Origin of the sequence: Streptomyces sp. NPDC051662 (genome assembly GCF_040681655.1) — a bacterium.
GTDB lineage: Bacteria > Actinomycetota > Actinomycetes > Streptomycetales > Streptomycetaceae > Streptomyces.
This window is the reverse complement of sequence record NZ_JBFAZD010000016.1, coordinates 106802-122518: the sequence shown is the minus strand read 5'-3', so window position 1 is coordinate 122518 and position 15717 is coordinate 106802. Positions and strand designations below refer to the sequence as shown.

The 15717-nt window shown below is 68.7% G+C and carries 13 protein-coding genes; 10 read left to right on the top strand and 3 right to left on the bottom strand.

Going from position 1 to position 15717, the window contains the following annotated elements; genetic code table 11:
• Window positions 1-12: 12 nt before the first annotated feature.
• From AB0M67_RS25825 to AB0M67_RS25815, 3 genes are read left to right on the top strand one after another with little or no spacing between them, the layout of a single operon-like run.
• Window positions 13-1071, top strand: coding sequence for a DUF1611 domain-containing protein (locus AB0M67_RS25825; RefSeq protein WP_365749090.1), 1059 nt, complete (start codon window positions 13-15; stop codon window positions 1069-1071).
• Window positions 1071-2168: a hypothetical protein gene (locus AB0M67_RS25820; protein ID WP_365749088.1), complete on the top strand. Its 1098-nt coding sequence runs from the start codon at window positions 1071-1073 to the stop codon at window positions 2166-2168. Before AB0M67_RS25825 ends, AB0M67_RS25820 begins: the two co-directional genes overlap by 1 nt.
• Window positions 2165-3946 carry an ABC transporter ATP-binding protein gene (locus AB0M67_RS25815; protein ID WP_365749086.1) on the top strand — a complete coding sequence of 594 codons (1782 nt, stop codon included), beginning with the start codon at window positions 2165-2167 and terminating at the stop codon, window positions 3944-3946. Before AB0M67_RS25820 ends, AB0M67_RS25815 begins: the two co-directional genes overlap by 4 nt.
• 178 nt (window positions 3947-4124) lie before the next feature.
• Here AB0M67_RS25815 and AB0M67_RS25810 read toward each other — a convergent pair whose 3' ends face one another.
• Window positions 4125-4328 (bottom strand): cold-shock protein, encoded by a 204-nt coding sequence (locus tag AB0M67_RS25810; RefSeq protein ID WP_017948713.1) that lies wholly within the window; start codon window positions 4326-4328, stop codon window positions 4125-4127.
• Between the two features lie 442 nt (window positions 4329-4770).
• Here AB0M67_RS25810 and AB0M67_RS25805 point away from each other — a divergent pair, with 442 nt between their 5' ends.
• The 5 genes from AB0M67_RS25805 to AB0M67_RS25785 all read left to right on the top strand — a co-directional run bounded on the left by AB0M67_RS25805 (window position 4771) and on the right by AB0M67_RS25785 (window position 10155).
• Window positions 4771-5664, top strand: coding sequence for a menaquinone biosynthesis protein (locus AB0M67_RS25805; protein WP_365749084.1), 894 nt, complete (start codon window positions 4771-4773; stop codon window positions 5662-5664).
• Between the two features lie 107 nt (window positions 5665-5771).
• Window positions 5772-7568, top strand: a complete 1797-nt coding sequence (locus AB0M67_RS25800; RefSeq protein ID WP_365749083.1) for a serine/threonine-protein kinase — start codon at window positions 5772-5774, stop codon at window positions 7566-7568.
• A gap of 115 nt (window positions 7569-7683) precedes the next feature.
• Window positions 7684-8910 carry a cyclic dehypoxanthinyl futalosine synthase gene (mqnC, locus tag AB0M67_RS25795; RefSeq protein ID WP_365749081.1) on the top strand — a complete coding sequence of 409 codons (1227 nt, stop codon included), beginning with the start codon at window positions 7684-7686 and terminating at the stop codon, window positions 8908-8910.
• Between the two features lie 24 nt (window positions 8911-8934).
• Window positions 8935-9384, top strand: coding sequence for a hypothetical protein (locus tag AB0M67_RS25790; protein ID WP_365749079.1), 450 nt, complete (start codon window positions 8935-8937; stop codon window positions 9382-9384).
• A gap of 78 nt (window positions 9385-9462) precedes the next feature.
• Window positions 9463-10155, top strand: coding sequence for a demethylmenaquinone methyltransferase (locus tag AB0M67_RS25785; RefSeq protein WP_365749077.1), 693 nt, complete (start codon window positions 9463-9465; stop codon window positions 10153-10155).
• 70 nt (window positions 10156-10225) lie between these two features.
• Here AB0M67_RS25785 and AB0M67_RS25780 read toward each other — a convergent pair whose 3' ends face one another.
• Window positions 10226-10735 carry a GNAT family N-acetyltransferase gene (locus tag AB0M67_RS25780; protein WP_365749075.1) on the bottom strand — a complete coding sequence of 170 codons (510 nt, stop codon included), beginning with the start codon at window positions 10733-10735 and terminating at the stop codon, window positions 10226-10228.
• A 107-nt stretch (window positions 10736-10842) separates the two neighbouring features.
• On the opposite strand from AB0M67_RS25780, the gene AB0M67_RS25775 reads away from it, so the two are divergent.
• Window positions 10843-12129 carry a geranylgeranyl reductase family protein gene (locus AB0M67_RS25775; protein ID WP_365749073.1) on the top strand — a complete coding sequence of 429 codons (1287 nt, stop codon included), beginning with the start codon at window positions 10843-10845 and terminating at the stop codon, window positions 12127-12129.
• Window positions 12130-12180: 51 nt separating this feature from the next.
• Here AB0M67_RS25775 and AB0M67_RS25770 read toward each other — a convergent pair whose 3' ends face one another.
• Window positions 12181-12729 (bottom strand): glycoside hydrolase family 25 protein, encoded by a 549-nt coding sequence (locus AB0M67_RS25770; RefSeq protein ID WP_365749072.1) that lies wholly within the window; start codon window positions 12727-12729, stop codon window positions 12181-12183.
• A gap of 788 nt (window positions 12730-13517) precedes the next feature.
• On the opposite strand from AB0M67_RS25770, the gene AB0M67_RS25765 reads away from it, so the two are divergent.
• On the top strand, window positions 13518-15686 hold the full coding sequence (locus AB0M67_RS25765; RefSeq protein WP_365749070.1) for a hypothetical protein: 2169 nt from the start codon (window positions 13518-13520) through the stop codon (window positions 15684-15686).
• Window positions 15687-15717: the final 31 nt, after the last annotated feature.

Sequence of the window (15717 nt, the reverse complement as noted above, 5' to 3'; positions counted from 1 at the left end):
GAGGGATCTGTGATGAAAGATTTCGCTGGGGCCAAGTGGGGCTATGTGACCCGCAGAATCAACGACCGGGACGCGACCGCGCCCGGTGGGTCGGTTCGCGAGCCGCAGCTCGGGGACCTTGTGGTCGCCACCGTGGCCCACCTGGGCGAGCTCGACCATCTGGAGGATGTCCATGGTCGGCGCGTCCGTCTCTACTGGGGCGACATCGTGGTCGGTGCATACGGCAACCGGTACGCCACCGACTTCTACGAGGGTTACCTGCCGACCGGGCCCCATGTTCATCTGCTGACTGCGGGCGGCCTTGTGGGAACGGTCGCCTCGGCGCATACGCGACGGCTGCCACCGACCGAGTTGCAGGTGATCGGCACCCTGAACGACCGGTCCGGGATGCCGCTGTCGCTGGAACACTACGCGCGGACGCCGTCACCGCACACGGCTCCGGACTGGGGCACTCTGGTCGTGCTCGGCTCGTCGATGAACGCGGGCAAGACCACGACGGCGTCGGCCATGGTGAGCGGCTGGACGCGAGCCGGACTGGCCGCCGGTGCGGGCAAGGTCACCGGTTCCGGCAGCGGCAAGGACCGCTGGATGTACATCGACGCGGGCGCCAGTACCGTGGCCGAATTCCTCGACTTCGGTATGTCCTCCACGTTCGGCTACCCGGTCGAGCGGTTGCGGACCACGATGATCTCCATCCGCGATGCCCTGGTCGACGACGGTGCGGACGCGGTCGTCCTGGAGATCGCCGACGGGCTGCTGCAGTCCGAGACACGGGCGCTTGTCGAGTGCCTGCCCGGATTCGCCCACGGTGTCGTACTGGCGGCGGCCAACGCGCTGGACGCGGCGGCCGGGGTGACGATCCTGCGAGAGCTGGGCGTCCCGGTCCGCATGGTGAGTGGTCTGGTCACCGCCAGCCCCCTTGCCTCCCAGGAAGCACACGCGGCCACGGGACTGCCGGTCCTGTCCCCGCCACAGCTGGCGAACGGCGCGGCTGTGGACCTGGTGCGCGCACCGGCCCGGCAGACCGTCGCCACGGCGGATCCCGTCGTCGATGCCGGTGTCCGGGGCTGATGCCCGTGATATCGGCGATCGTCTACATACCTGACGGACGTCCCGGGCCCGGGCAGTTGTGTGAAGCCGCCCTGGACGTCCTTGAGCTGCGGCCGGCCGAAGTGGTGCTGCCCGAGGCCACGGTCCGTGACGAGCGCGGCGGACGGCTGTTCAACGGCTCTACGCTGATGTTCGAACCCGCGGCCGGTGGCGGCCCCCTGGCCGGCGCCGTCGCGGACCGGCAGGCCCGAGCATTCGGCGTGACCAACACGGCCTTCCACGTCCAGCGTGCCCTGCGGTTCGCTTCGGCCCTGCTCGGCCACCCGCTCCCTCGCCTGCTGGTCAGAATCGGGATGCACGACCAGCCCCGCCGCTGGCGCGGAGGGCACTACCGGCTTCCCAGGGCGTCGCTCACGGACGAGCCCGCCGCTCTCAGCTGTGCGGGCGAGGTCCATCTGGGGGGCGGCGCCGGATTCGTCCCGGCACCAGGTGGCGGCCGGTATTTCCACGCCCCCGCACACAACGCCGCGATCATCTGTCACGAGGTCGGCCATCATCTGTGCCGGCACACCGCGGACTTCCGGCTCAACCGGCTGCGTCCCCCGGCGCAGCAGACCAACCTGAAGGTCGCCCTGGACGAGGGCACGGCAGATGTCCTCACGGCCATCCTGCTGGGCACCTCGGACATCTACGGCTGGCACCGCGGGGCCATCGCCGAGTGGGACCAGCGGCGCCGCAAACTGCAGCCCCGGTGGACAATGGCGCACTTCTTGGGCGGCCGGGACCAGGACCCGCACGCCGACGGAACCGTGTGGGCATCGGCATGCTGGTCCGCTCGTGAGCGGGTCGTCGCCACGGGTGCCGACGCCGCCCGCTTCGACGCGGCGCTGCTGCGCGGCATGGAGTCGACCGGAGCCGAGGCCGCCCCGCTGACCAAGGACGCCTTGAACGAGCGCCGTCAGTTCTCCCGGCTGCTGTCCGCGATCACACGTGCCGACCCGGGACTCGCGCCGGTGGTGCTGACCGCCATGGCCGAGCACGGCGTTCGCCCCGGCGCGAGCAACACAGCTCTCAAAGACGCCGCCCGCGCCGAACTGGTCGGGGAGGTGGGCAGATGAAGTCCCGCCGGGACGATGTGGGAATGCTGCGGCACCTGTGGCGATTCCGTTCCTATGGGCGCCCGCACCTGCGCACGCTCACGCTCGGCGTGGGACTGCGCATCGGAGAACTGATCGCCGACCTGGCGGCCCCCTGGCCGCTGGCGCTGGTCATCGACAACGTACTCAAGGGCAAGACCAGTGGCCCACTGACCTGGCTCACGGGCATCGTGGGCTCGTCCCCGCTGGCCATGCTCAGCGTGGCCGCCGCCGCACTGCTGCTGATCACTCTCGCCTCGGGGACGTTCGACTACCTCGGTGACCGTGTGATGAACAGCGCCGGAGAGCAGATCACCGCGTCGATCCGCACGGACGTCTTCGCCCATATGCAACGGCTCCCCATGAGCTACCACGACCGGCAGGCCGCGGGGGAACTGACCAGCCGCGTCGCGATCGACACCAGCCGGATCCAGGACGCTCTGGTCGACCTGTTCTCCACACTTCTGCCCGGACTGCTGGCCCTCTCGGGCTACGCCACCGTCATCCTCTTCGTCGACTGGCGCCTGGGATTGATCGCGATCGGGGGCGCCCCGCTGATATTCCTCACGGCCGCCCGCTACACCCGGTTGACCCGCCAGACGGAACGGCGGCAGCGCACCGCCGAAGGACACCTCGCCGCCTTCGTCACCGAATCCCTTCAAGGCATCCGCACCATCCACGCCTTCGGCCGCCAGGACCTGCACGATGAACATTTCGCCACCAGCAACAGCACCACCCTCAGCGCCGGCCTGCGCAGCGTCGAACTGCGGGCCCGATTCACCCCACTGCTCGAAGCCGCCGCCGCGGTGGCCACCGCGGCACTGCTGTGGGCGGGCGGCCTGGGTGTCGTGAACCACTGGTGGAGCGTCGGGCTGCTGGTCGTGGTGACCAGCTACCTCAAGGACATGATCAAACCCATGCGATCGATGTCCCGGCTGTCGATCACCTTCCCCCAGGGCGCGGCCTCCGCGGAACGCGTCGCCGCCATCCTCGACCAGCCACCCCCGCCCCCGACACCACACCGGCACCTGCCCGACCGCGCCACCGGCCGAATCGACCTGCACGACATCACCCTCGACTACGGCCGCGGCCCCGTCCTGAACCACTTCGACCTCACCATCCACCCCGGCGAACACCTCGCGCTGCTCGGACCCAACGGCTCCGGTAAATCCACCGTGCTCTCCCTCATCGCCGGGCTCTACCCGCCCACCCGAGGCCGCCTGCTCCTCGACGGACTCCCCCTCGCCGACATCCCCACGATCTGGCTGCATCGCCAGATCGCAGTCGTGCTGCAGGACACGTTCCTGTTCTCCGGCACCATCGCCGACAACATTCGCTACGCCCGACCCGACGCCGGCCCGCACGAGGTCGCCAGGGCGGCGGAGGCAGCCCTGGTCACCGAGTTCACCGAACGCCTGCCTGATGGCCTGGGCACCCGGCTCGCCGACCGAGGCGCCGGACTCTCCGGCGGCCAGCGCCAACGCGTCGGCATCGCCCGCGCCCTGCTTGCCGACGCCCCCGTTGTACTGCTCGACGAACCCACCACGGGACTGGACAACGCCGCCGAAGACCTCGTCGTCCGCGCGCTCGGCCGCCTGGTCGAGAGCAGAACAGCGGTCATGACCACCCACCGGCCGGCGATCACCCGCCTCGCCACCCGCACCCTCCATCTCGACGACGGCACCCTCCTCACGTGCCGAGGCCCGGCCTCGGCGTCGGCCCGGCGGGAGGCCGCACGGGCGCCCCGGCGGGCCGCCTGATGGGCCGCGCGGCGAACCCGACCGGCCGTATACATTTCCCTATGGAACGGGAGTTCGAAGTCGCCTCGGGAGGGGGATCCGAGCCGGAAAGGCAGGAGCCCCGCTTTTCCCACCCGAGTGGGGAAAGCAGGGCTCCTTGGTTACTGCGTAAGTCGTACGCGATCGCCGACCCGGGCAACTAGGCCGGGGTGACGTTCTCCGCCTGCGGGCCCTTCGGGCCCTGAGTGACGTCGAAGTTCACGACCTGGTTCTCCTCAAGGGAGCGGAAGCCGGTCGCGTTGATCGCGGAGTAGTGGACGAAGACATCCGGGCCGCCGCCGTCCTGGGCGATGAAGCCGAAGCCCTTTTCAGCGTTGAACCACTTGACGGTTCCGGTAGCCATAAGCCCTCCTTGGGCCAAAGGGTTGCCCTGCTCCAGAACCTGCAAAGAAGTCTGAAAACTACAAAAGCCTGCGGGTCACATGCTCCGCAGGCTCTGTACTGCAAGGGAAACCAAACTGCAACTTGCGGCGAGCCTAGCACGCAGCACATGTCCAGCGGTAGAGGGAAAGATCACTTCACCCGGACGTTTGTATAGGGCTCTGACGTGCTGACGAGCCACGCCGCAAGCGAGCCCCGGAGCACCCCCGCAACCGACGCGGGTCTAGCCTCGCGCTGTGGACAGTCCAGCGGAAAACACAGCGGCAGAAGCATCACGGGCATCCGAGGCATCAGGGGCATCCGGCCCGGCGGCACCTCCGACCAAGGCCCCCGAAGCCCCCGAGGTCACGGAAGCCACCAAGCCCCCCAGGGCTCCGGCGGCGGCCGGAGGTGGCGACGAACGGGTGGACGACCGGGTGGATGACCGGGTGGACGACGACCGGGTGGATGACGGCGATCATCGCAGTCGGCCGCGTGTCGGCCATATCCAGTTCCTGAACTGCCTGCCCCTCTATTGGGGCCTCGCCAGGACCGGTGCCCTTCTCGATCTGGAGCTGACGAAGGACACCCCCGAGAAGCTCAGTGAACAGCTGGTGCGCGGCGAGCTGGATATCGCCCCCGTCACCCTTGTCGAATTCCTCCGCAATGCCGACGATCTTGTCGCTTTCACCGATCTCGCGGTCGGCTGCGACGGACCCGTCATGTCCTGCGTCATCGTCTCGCAGGTACCGCTGGACCAGCTGGACGGTGCCCGGGTCGCCCTCGGCTCCACGTCCCGTACGTCGGTACGCCTCGCCCAGCTGCTGCTGAGCGAGCAGTACAAGGTCACCCCCGACTACTACACGTGTCCGCCGGATCTCGGTCTGATGATGCAGGAGGCCGAAGCCGCCGTCCTGATCGGTGACGCCGCGCTGCGCGCCTCGCTCTACGAGGCACCCCGCCTCGGCCTCCAGGTCCATGATCTGGGGCAGATGTGGAAGGACTGGACGGGCCTGCCGTTCGTCTTCGCGGTGTGGGCGGCCCGTAAGGACTATCTGGCGCGCGAGCCGAATGTCGTACGGAAGGTCCACGAGGCGTTCCTCGCGTCCCGGGATCTCTCCCTGGAGGAGGTCGCGAAGGTCGCCAAGCAGGCGGCACGCTGGGAGACCTTCGACGCGGAGCTGCTGGAGCGGTACTTCACGACGCTCGACTTCCGCTTCGGCCCCGACCAGCTCGCGGGCGTGACGGAGTTCGCGCGCCGTATCGGCCCGACGACCGGGTTCCCGGCCGATGTGCGAGTCGAGCTGCTCAAGGCCTGACCTCCGCCGTACCCCCACCCGCGCCGTACCCCCACCCCCTAGTCTGCTGCCTGGAGGTCCGTCGGGACGTAGGGGACGTAGGACAGGACTCATGAGGGGGACGGGGAATGCAGCCGCTGGAGGCCGGCGATCCGGCGATCATCGGTCCGTACCGGCTGCTCGGGCGGCTGGGGTCGGGCGGGATGGGCAGGGTCTACGTCGCCCGCTCGCAGGGCGGCCGTACGGTCGCGGTCAAGGTCGTCCACCCGCACTTCGCGATGGACGAGGAGTTCCGGGCACGCTTCCGACGTGAGGTGGAGGCGGCGCGTCGCGTCGGTACGGGCCCTGACGGGCCCCGCTGGTCGGCGCCGGTGCTGGACGCCGATCCGGAGGCAGCCGTTCCGTGGGTGGCCACGGCCTATGTGGCGGGCCCGTCGCTGACCCAGGCCGTCGGGGCGTACGGTCCGCTGCCCGAACACTCCGTACGCGCGCTGGGCGCCGGTCTCGCGGAGGCGCTGGCGGCCGTGCACGGCCTCGGTCTGGTGCACCGGGACGTCAAGCCGTCGAACGTACTGCTCGCCCCGGACGGGCCCCGGCTGATCGACTTCGGTATCGCGCGCGCCACGGACGGCACCGCCTCGCTCACCTCGACCGGTGTCTCGGTCGGCTCGCCCGGCTATATGTCGCCCGAACAGATCCTCGGCAAGGTGGTCACGGGCGCGGCGGACGTCTTCTCGCTGGGTGCGGTACTGGCGTACGCGGTGACGGGTACGAGCCCCTTCCCCGGCGACTCCTCGGCCGCGCTCCTCTACAAGGTCGTGCACGAGGAACCCGAACTGGGCTCCCTACGCGGCGAACTGCGGGAACTGGTCGCGGACTGCCTCGCCAAGGACCCGTCCGCACGGCCTGCGCCGACCGAGATCGTGCGCCGGCTTGTCACCAATGGGTCCGGTGGTGCTGGTGGTGCGGCTGGTGGATCCGACAGCGCCGCCGGGGCCCGTGGCGCGGAGGCGCTGATGGCCGCGGGCTGGCTGCCGGCGCCGCTGGTCGAGGAGGTCAGCCGGGCGGTGGTCCGGCTGCTGCACCTGGAGGCGGCGGCTCCGCCCGTACAGACGGGTCCCGTGCCTTTCAGCAGTCCGTCGCTGGGGGTCTTCGGACCGCCGACGGACCCGCCCGTGGATGTGTCGGCGGCCCCGCCGGGCGACTCACCCCAGGACGCCTCATTCCCGGGGTCGCGGCTCTCCGTATCGTTCTCCGCCGGCACCAGTAGAGCGACGGGAACCGCCCCAGCCCCCGACCCCGACAACACCAGCACGAGCACTGGCACTGGCACTGGCACCGGACGTCGCGCGCGCAAGGTCAGCTGCACGGTGGCGCTGGCCGTCGCGGGTGCCCTGGCCGCCGTGATGGTGGGCAGCGCGTTCCTCTTCGACCTGATGCCCGGCGGTGGCACCAACGACGCGGCCTCCCCGGACAAGGCCAACCCGCCGTCCAGCGCCTCCGCCTCGAAGCCCGCGACCGGCGACGGCTCCGGCTCCGGCTCCGGCGATGGCTCCGAAGACGACTCCGGCGACGGCTCCGTACCCGCCGAGCTCGTCGGTATCTGGGACGGCGAGGTCACCGCCGCCGGCCTGCCCGCCGGCACGATGAAGGTGACCATACGAACGGGCGCCACCGGCGAGCGGATCGGGAAGGCCGAACAGACCGACATCCTCGGCAACTTCATCTGCGAGGACCTCCTCACCCTCACCGGGGTCGAGGGCAAGACCCTCGTGGTCGACGCCGAGCGCGGCCCGCGCAGCAAGGACATGTGCACCGAGGCCACGACCGGCCTGCGGCTCGGCCTCGAACGGGACGGTCTCCGTTACCTCTCCCGGGATTCGCGGGCGGGCAGCCCCACCGGCATCCTGACGAAACAAAGGTGAGCCGCCCGCCGCCACGTACAGCGGGCCGCCCGCCCCCATGGCGCTCGCGGCCCGCCACCACCCCTGGCGTACGCTGGATCGGTCGTCACAGACCCCTTGGGAAGGACCCGCACCGGTGACCGAGAAGGCCGACCTCACGTCCGTAAAAGTCACTGGCAGCCTCACTGATGTCCTGGACCGCGCCGCCGCCGGCGGTCGCGTCACTCCTGAGGAAGCGCTCGACCTCTACCGCTCCGCGCCGCTGCACGCGCTCGGCGCGGCGGCCGACGCCGTACGCCGTCGCCGGTACGCGGGCACCGAGCACATCGCGACGTACATCATCGAGCGGAACATCAACTACACCAACGTCTGTGTGACGGCGTGCAAGTTCTGCGCCTTCTACGCCGCGCCCAAGGACACCGCCAAGGGCTGGAGCCGCGACCTCGACGACATCCTGCGCCGCTGCGCGGAGACCGTGGAGCTGGGCGGTACGCAGATTATGTTCCAGGGCGGCCACCACCCGGACTACGGCGTCGAGTACTACGAGAAGCACTTCGCCGCGATCAAGAAGGACTTCCCGCAGCTCGTCATCCACTCCCTCGGCGCCTCCGAGGTCGAGCACATGGCGCGGATCTCCAACGTCTCCGTCGAGGAGGCGATCCAGCGCATCCACGCCGCCGGTCTCGACTCCTTCGCGGGCGCGGGCGCCGAGTTGCTGCCCGCGCGCCCGCGCAAGGCGATCGCGCCGCTCAAGGAGTCCGGCGAACGCTGGCTGGAGATCATGGAGACCGCGCACGGGCTCGGCGTCGAGTCCACGTCCACGATGCTCATGGGTACGGGCGAGACGAACGCCGAGCGCATCGAGCACCTCCGGATGATCCGTGACGTACAGGACCGGACGGGCGGCTTCCGCGCCTTCATCCCGTACACCTACCAGCCCGAGAACAACCATCTGAAGGGCCGGACGCAGGCCACTCTCTTCGAGTACCTGCGCATGATCGCGATCGCGCGCATCTTCCTCGACAACGTCGCGCACATCCAGGGCTCCTGGCTGACCACGGGCAAGGAGGTCGGTCAGCTGTCGCTGCACTACGGCGCCGACGACCTCGGCTCGATCATGCTGGAGGAGAACGTCGTGTCCTCGGCCGGCGCCAAGCACCGCTCCAACCGGCTGGAGATCATCGACCTGATCCGCAAGGCGGGCCGTGTCCCGGCGCAGCGCGCCACGACGTACGAGCACCTCGTCGTGCACGACGACCCGGCGAACGACCCCGTCGACGACCGCGTCCAGTCGCATATCTCGTCGACGGCGATCGAGGGCGGTACGGCCCACCCCGAGCTGAAGCTCATCGCCACCAACTGAGCCAGTCGACCGGGAGGCCGTGCGGTGGAGACCATGCACGTGGCCGACGAGCTGCTCCGCGTCTGGGACGCCACCGAGCCGATCAAGGGCGGCGGCGTCGTGGTGGCAGGCGACCGGATCGGCGCGGTCGGTGCGTTCGAGGAGCTGCGGGAGCGGTTCCCGGGCGCGCGGGTGCGGAAGTGGGCCGGGGTGCTCGGTCCCGCCCGTGTCCACGAGGGGCCGCTGCCCGACGCCCCGACCCCGCGCGAGCGGATCCACGCCGTACTGAAGCTGGGCGCGGTGGCGGTCCTGTCCGAGCACGCCACGGCCCCGGGGCTGCGCGCCGCCGCCGCGCGAGTGGGCGTCCTCGTCCTGCCCGTGGCCGTGCGTACGGAGATCACCGAGGCAGGCCGCGCCGATCTCGCCGTGTTCGACGCGGACGGGCTCTGCGTCGCCACGGTGTGCGCCGGCCGTCTGGTGCACCGCCGCGCGTAGCGCCCCGAGGCCCGGGAGCGGAGGCGTACGGGGGAGTGGCCCGGCCCGGCCGATCCCCGCCCTGCCACAATGGAGTGCGTGACCCGAGCCTCCCTGGACAAGCAGCCGCACGAAGTCATCTCGATGTTCGACGACGTGGCGGAGAAGTACGACCTCACGAACGATGTGCTCTCGCTCGGCCAGGCCAGGCTGTGGCGCAAGGAGGTCGCCAAGGCCGTGAACGCCCGCCCGGCCGAGAAGGTCCTCGACCTGGCCGCGGGCACCGCCACCTCCTCGATGTCGCTCGCCGCGACCGGTGCGTACGTCGTGCCCTGCGACTTCTCCCAGGGCATGCTGCGGCAGGGCAAGAAGCGGCATCCGTGGATGCCGTTCACGGCCGGGGACGCGACGAAACTGCCGTTCGCCGACGGGGTCTTCGACGCGGTGACGATCTCTTTCGGCCTGCGCAACGTCCAGGACACGGACCTCGCGCTGCGCGAGCTGCACCGGGTGACGAAGCCCGGCGGGCGGATCGTGATCTGTGAGTTCTCGCACCCGACGTGGGCGCCGTTCCGTACGGTCTACGAGGAGTATCTGATGCGCGCGCTGCCGCCGACCGCGCGTGCCGTGTCCTCCAACCCCGACGCGTACGTCTATCTCGCCGAATCGATCAGGGCCTGGCCGGACCAGCCCGCCCTCGCGGCGCGGCTGAAGGGGGCGGGCTGGTCCAAGGTGGCGTGGCGGAATCTGACGGGCGGGATCGTGGCGCTGCACCGGGGCGTACGCAACTGATCCTCAGGGTCGGCAGACAGCCGGCCAGCCGGTAGGTAGGCGGCAGGGTAGGGCTACCGCTTCACGCCTCTCACAACTCCAGCCGGAAGCAGTACGCGGTGTCCCCCGTCGAGGTGATCGGGTACGTCTCCGCCAGCTCCATCCCGAGCCGCGTCGTCACCGCGACCGAGCGCGCGTTGCGGGAGTTGACCATCGCCACGACCCGGCCGACCCCCGCCGCGCGTACCCGTTCCACCGTGGCCCGCGCGGCGGCCGTCGCGTAACCGCGCCCCCAGTACGTCCGCCCCAGCCGCCAGCCGATCTCGATCTCGCCGACCGGCCCGAACGTCTCGTGCGGCCAGGGCTGGGCGCCGGTGAAGCCGATCACGTCACCGTCGTCGTCCGTCATCGTCCACAAACAGAAGCCGCGCTCGGCGTCGTGCCTGCGCTGTCGCGCGGTCAACTCCTCGTACACGGACATCTCCGCCGAGACGTCGCCGTGGAACTCCATCACCTCGGGGTCGTCGAAAACCCGGTGCCAGTGGAACGCGTCCTCCTCCGTGGGGACGCGGAGCTGCACCACAGGGAGCGGTTGGGTCATGTTGTTCACAAGGACAACCCTTCAGTGGAGGTAACGGTGCACCCCAATAGACTGCACATGCCCCGTGCCACCAGGTACCCAAATTCGAGTCTTCGGGAGAACCCGCTGTGACCGAGCCCCTCTCCGAAAACCGCGCAGATGTGATCGTCGTGGGCGCCGGCCCGGCCGGTTCCACCACCGCGTACTACCTCGCCAAGGCGGGCCTGGACGTCCTGTTGCTGGAGAAGACCGCGTTCCCGCGCGAGAAGGTCTGCGGCGACGGCCTCACCCCGCGCGCCACGAAGCAGCTTGTCTCGATGGGCATCGACATCTCCGAAGAGGCCGGCTGGCTGCGCAACAAGGGGCTCCGGATCATCGGCGGCGGCGTACGGCTCCAGCTGGACTGGCCCGATCTGGCCGCGTATCCGGACTACGGCCTGGTCCGCAAGCGCGACGACTTCGACGAACAGCTCGCCCGCCAGGCGCAGAAGGCCGGCGCGCGGCTGTACGAGCGGTGCAACGTAGGCGCTCCGATCACCGACGACCGCACCGGCCGTATCACCGGCGTCCACGCCAAGCTGGGCGAGGAGAAGACCCCGGTCACCTTCCACGCGCCGCTCGTCGTCGCCGCCGACGGCAACTCGACCCGGCTTTCCCTGGGCATGGGTCTGCACCGCCGCGAGGACCGGCCGATGGGCGTCGCCGTCCGTACGTACTTCACCTCGCCCCGCCACGACGACGACTACCTGGAGTCCTGGCTCGAACTGTGGGACCGGCGCGGCCCCGGCGAGGACCGGCTGCTGCCCGGCTACGGCTGGATCTTCGGCATGGGCGACGGCACCTCCAACGTCGGCCTCGGCATCCTCAACTCCTCCTCCGCCTACAAGGAGCTGGACTGGCGCGAGGTGCTCAAGGCGTGGTGCGCCTCGATGCCGGAGGACTGGGGGTACACCCCGGACAACATGACGATGCCGATCCGCGGCGCCGCCCTGCCCATGGCGTTCAACCGCCAGCCGCACTACACCAAGGGCCTGCTGCTGGTGGGTGACGCGGGCGGCATGGTCAACCCGTTCAACGGCGAGGGCATCGCGTACGCCATGGAGTCCGGCCAGATCGCCGCCGACGTCATCGTCCAGGCCCATGCCCGCGCGACCCCCGCGCAGCGCGAGATGGCGCTCCGCCATTATCCGAAGGTCCTCAAGGACACCTACGGCGGCTACTACACGCTCGGCCGCGCCTTCGTGAAGCTCATCGGCAACCCGAAGGTCATGAAGATCGCGACGCAGCGCGGTCTGACACATCCGCTGCTGATGAAGTTCACGCTGAAGATGCTGGCGAACCTGACGGACCCGACGGGCGGGGACGCGATGGACCGCATTATCAATGGGCTGTCGAAGGTGGCCCCCAAGGCGTAAGGCGCAGGGCCCGTCTTGGTCCTGGAACTCGCCTGGGCACTGGAACTCGTATCAGCCTCGGGTCCACTTCTTGAGGGCATCCCGGTCGGCGAACTTTCCCACGTTCGTGTCGACCGGGGTGTCCGTGTACTGGTGGAACTTCCACGCCGCCTTGATCCGGGGCTTTCCGGGGGTCACATAGTCGGCGATCCACAGCGCGTCGCCCGCGATGCCGGTGGTGTCGCGGTGCAGCCAGTAGTACTGCCCGCAGTAAAGCCCCACTCGGTGATTGGACCCGCGCAACCGCTTCACCTCGCTGAGGAACGCGTCCTTCTCGGCACAGGAGACCCCGTCGTCCTCCCAGTCGGCGAACAGCGGGTCGTACTCGACGCTGGCGCACTCCTCGACGAAGTACCGCGCTTGCGCCTTCATGTCACCGGGCCGCAGGAAGTGATAGAACCCGGTCACCAGCCCGGCGCCCCGGGCGCGCGCGGCCTGCGCGTTCATCTTGGGGTTGATGTACGACGTGCCCTCGGTGGCCTTGATGAAGACGAAGTCGAGATCGGCCGTGCTGTAGCTGGAACTCTGGTGTGACGAGACGTCGATGCCTTTGACGGTCATGGGGGGAAGGCCTCCTGCGCGGTAGTTCAAGTGTTTCAACTTGCCCTTACCCAACCGTGGTTCCTACGGATCGCGCTGGCGTATCGGCGACAGCCACGACATCTTTACGAGTGAATTCCCCTGACTGAGGGAACTTGCGCGCGGCTACGACGCGGCGTGGGCCCGGTGTGGGCCCGGGGTGGGCCCGTGGGCCCTTCGGAATGGGCCTTGTGCGTACGTAGTGTGCCGATATACGTGCCACGGCTGGACGCCTGGGGCGGACGGCTTCAGCAGTTTGGTGGAAGGTACTTCCCTTGTCGGACTCACAAGGCTTGATGTTCCAGGCCGGCATACCCACGCGCCGTTGGGAGTTGCCGAGATCTCTTGTCGTGACCAGGGTTCTGCTCTATCTGATGTTCGCTCTGACGCTGTTGGGTGGTGTTGGCGTGGTGAACTCGTTGCTGGAGCTGGGTCGTCATATCACGCCGATGCTTTCTCTGGTGGCGTTGTATGCGGTGGCGCCTGGGGTTGCTGCGGTGGTCCTGGCGCGGCGTTTGTGGACTGGTGGGAAGGTTGTCTGGTTCGCGTTGGTAGGGCTTCAGGCGTGGTTGTTGGTCGGCAGTGTGGTGAATCTGTATGGGGGTTCGGAGCGGGGGCTGAGTCAGCTTCTGTTGCCGGGTGCTCTGCTGGCGTTGGTCTGTGCGGGTGCGAGTCGGGCTTGGTTCGAGTTGCCTGCGGATCAGCGGGCTGTGAGGCCGCGTTGGACGCGGGAGCGGTTGCGTCGGGAGGCGTTTCCGTCGGTTCCGCACATGATCGGGTGGCGTCGGAACCGGGGTCAGGGGACGGTCGAGTACGTAGGCATGATCGGTCTGGTCGCCCTGATCATCGGCACGCTTGTTCTCAGTGGTGTGGGGACTCAGGTCGCGAACGGTCTTCAGACGGCGGTCTGCACCATTCTTGGCGGGGACTGCGAGAGCGACACGGTCGCCGGGGGTGGTGGCGAGTCCGGCGGTGGTGACTCCGGCGGTGCGTCCGGTGGTGGTGACTCCGGCGGTGCGTCGGGTGGTGGTGACAACGGTGGTGGTGACTCCGGCGGTGGTGCGTCGGGTGGTGGCGACAACGGTGGTAGCTCCGGCGGTGGGAACAACGGCGGTGGATCCGATGGTGGGTCTGACGGTGGTGGGTCTGACGGTGGTGGGTCTGACGGTGGTGGTTCCAACGGTGGTGGTTCCAACGGTGGCGGTTCCAACGGTGGCGGCTCGAACGGTGGCGGCTCGAACGGCAGTGGTGGGAACAACGGCGGTGGATCCGACGGTGGGTCTGACGGCGGTGGATCCGATGGCGGTTCGGACGGCGGCGGTTCGAACGGTGGTGGTTCGAATGGCGGCGGGTCCAACGGTGGCGGCTCGAATGGTGGCGGCTCGAACGGCGGTGGTGGGAACAACGGCGGTGGATCCGATGGTGGGTCTGACGGCGGTGGATCCGATGGCGGTTCGGACGGCGGTGGTTCGAATGGCGGTGGTTCCAACGGTGGTGGGTCCAACGGCGGTGGCTCGAACGGCGGCTCCGACGGCGGTGGTTCGGACGGCGGCGGTTCGAATGGTGGAGGTTCGAGCGGTGGTGGTTCGAACGGTGGTGGCTCGAACGGTGGTGGTTCCAACGGTGGTGGTTCGAGTGGCGGTGGTTCCAACGGTGGTGGTTCCAACGGTGGTGGTTCGAGCGGCGGTGGCTCGAACGGTGGTGGTTCGAGCGGTGGCGGCTCGAACGGTGGTGGTTCGAGCGGTGGTGGTTCCAACGGTGGCGGCTCGAACGGTGGTGGTTCGAGTGGCGGTGGTTCCAACGGTGGTGGTTCGAGCAGTGGTGGTTCGAGCGGCGGTGGTTCCAACGGCGGTTCGGGCGGCGGTTCGAACTGCACGTCGGTCATGGGCCCTGCGGGCATCATCACGCACTGCGATGACCCGGATGAGCCGGACAAGCCGGATGACGACGACAAGGACAAAGACAAAGACAAGGACAAGGACAAGGACGACGACGGCAAGGAGACCATCTGCAATCCGGTCATGGGCCCTGCGGGTATCACCCAGCACTGCACGGAGGTAGATAAGCCGGACGAGCCGGATGACGACGACAAGGATGACGACAAGGACGACGACAAGGACGACTGTCGGAACAAAAATGTCGCCTTCTACGGCAGTGCGACCGCCGGTGCGGCCGGCAGCGGACGCTACACGCTCGCCTCGGCCGGTACTCGTACGCCCGTTGTCTTCAGCGGCAGCGTCCTCGCGGCCGGTTCCGGATTCTCCACTCTGAACCTGTTGTCCACGGTCTCCGGGGCCACGATCCCTGGCGTCGACACGTTCGACGATGTGAAGGACCGGCTCACCATCGCGATCGGCCTCACGGACCCGCCGCCTCCGCCGATCAAGGACGAGCCGGAGCCCGAGCCGGAGCCGGAACCTGAGCCCGAGCCGGGGCCGGAGGACTGCCCGGTCGGCAAGCCCAACCCCAACCCCCATCCCGAGGTGATGGAGGACGAATACGACATCGAGATCACGGGTGTCGACCAGGAAGACATCAAGTGGCGCGACACGGACGAGCCTCTGTACCGCTTCGATGACCGTCCCCCGGAGGACATCTTCCTGAACGGCTTCGATCCGAAGAAGCCGAACAACGGGGATCTGTACGACTACGTCACGCAGAACACGGACTCGGCGTTCGTCGGGACAACGAGGAACGAGCAACCGGATCTGCTCTACGAAGACAGGAAGTACCGCTACGACATCGATCCGCCGGGTGGAATCGACGTCAACGCGACCCTCGGGAAAGACAGTCGCTGGGCCAGCGAAGAAGAGGTCGCCTTCCCCGGCGGGATCGATTCGAGGTACATCAAGGGCGCCTGGGAGATCAACCCGGACGGTAGCTTGGGCAAGTACATACCGAACGACAAGTGGTACGAGCCGCCGAACGAGCGAGACTGACGGCTGAGCTGTACGCACGGCCCTGTGCGGT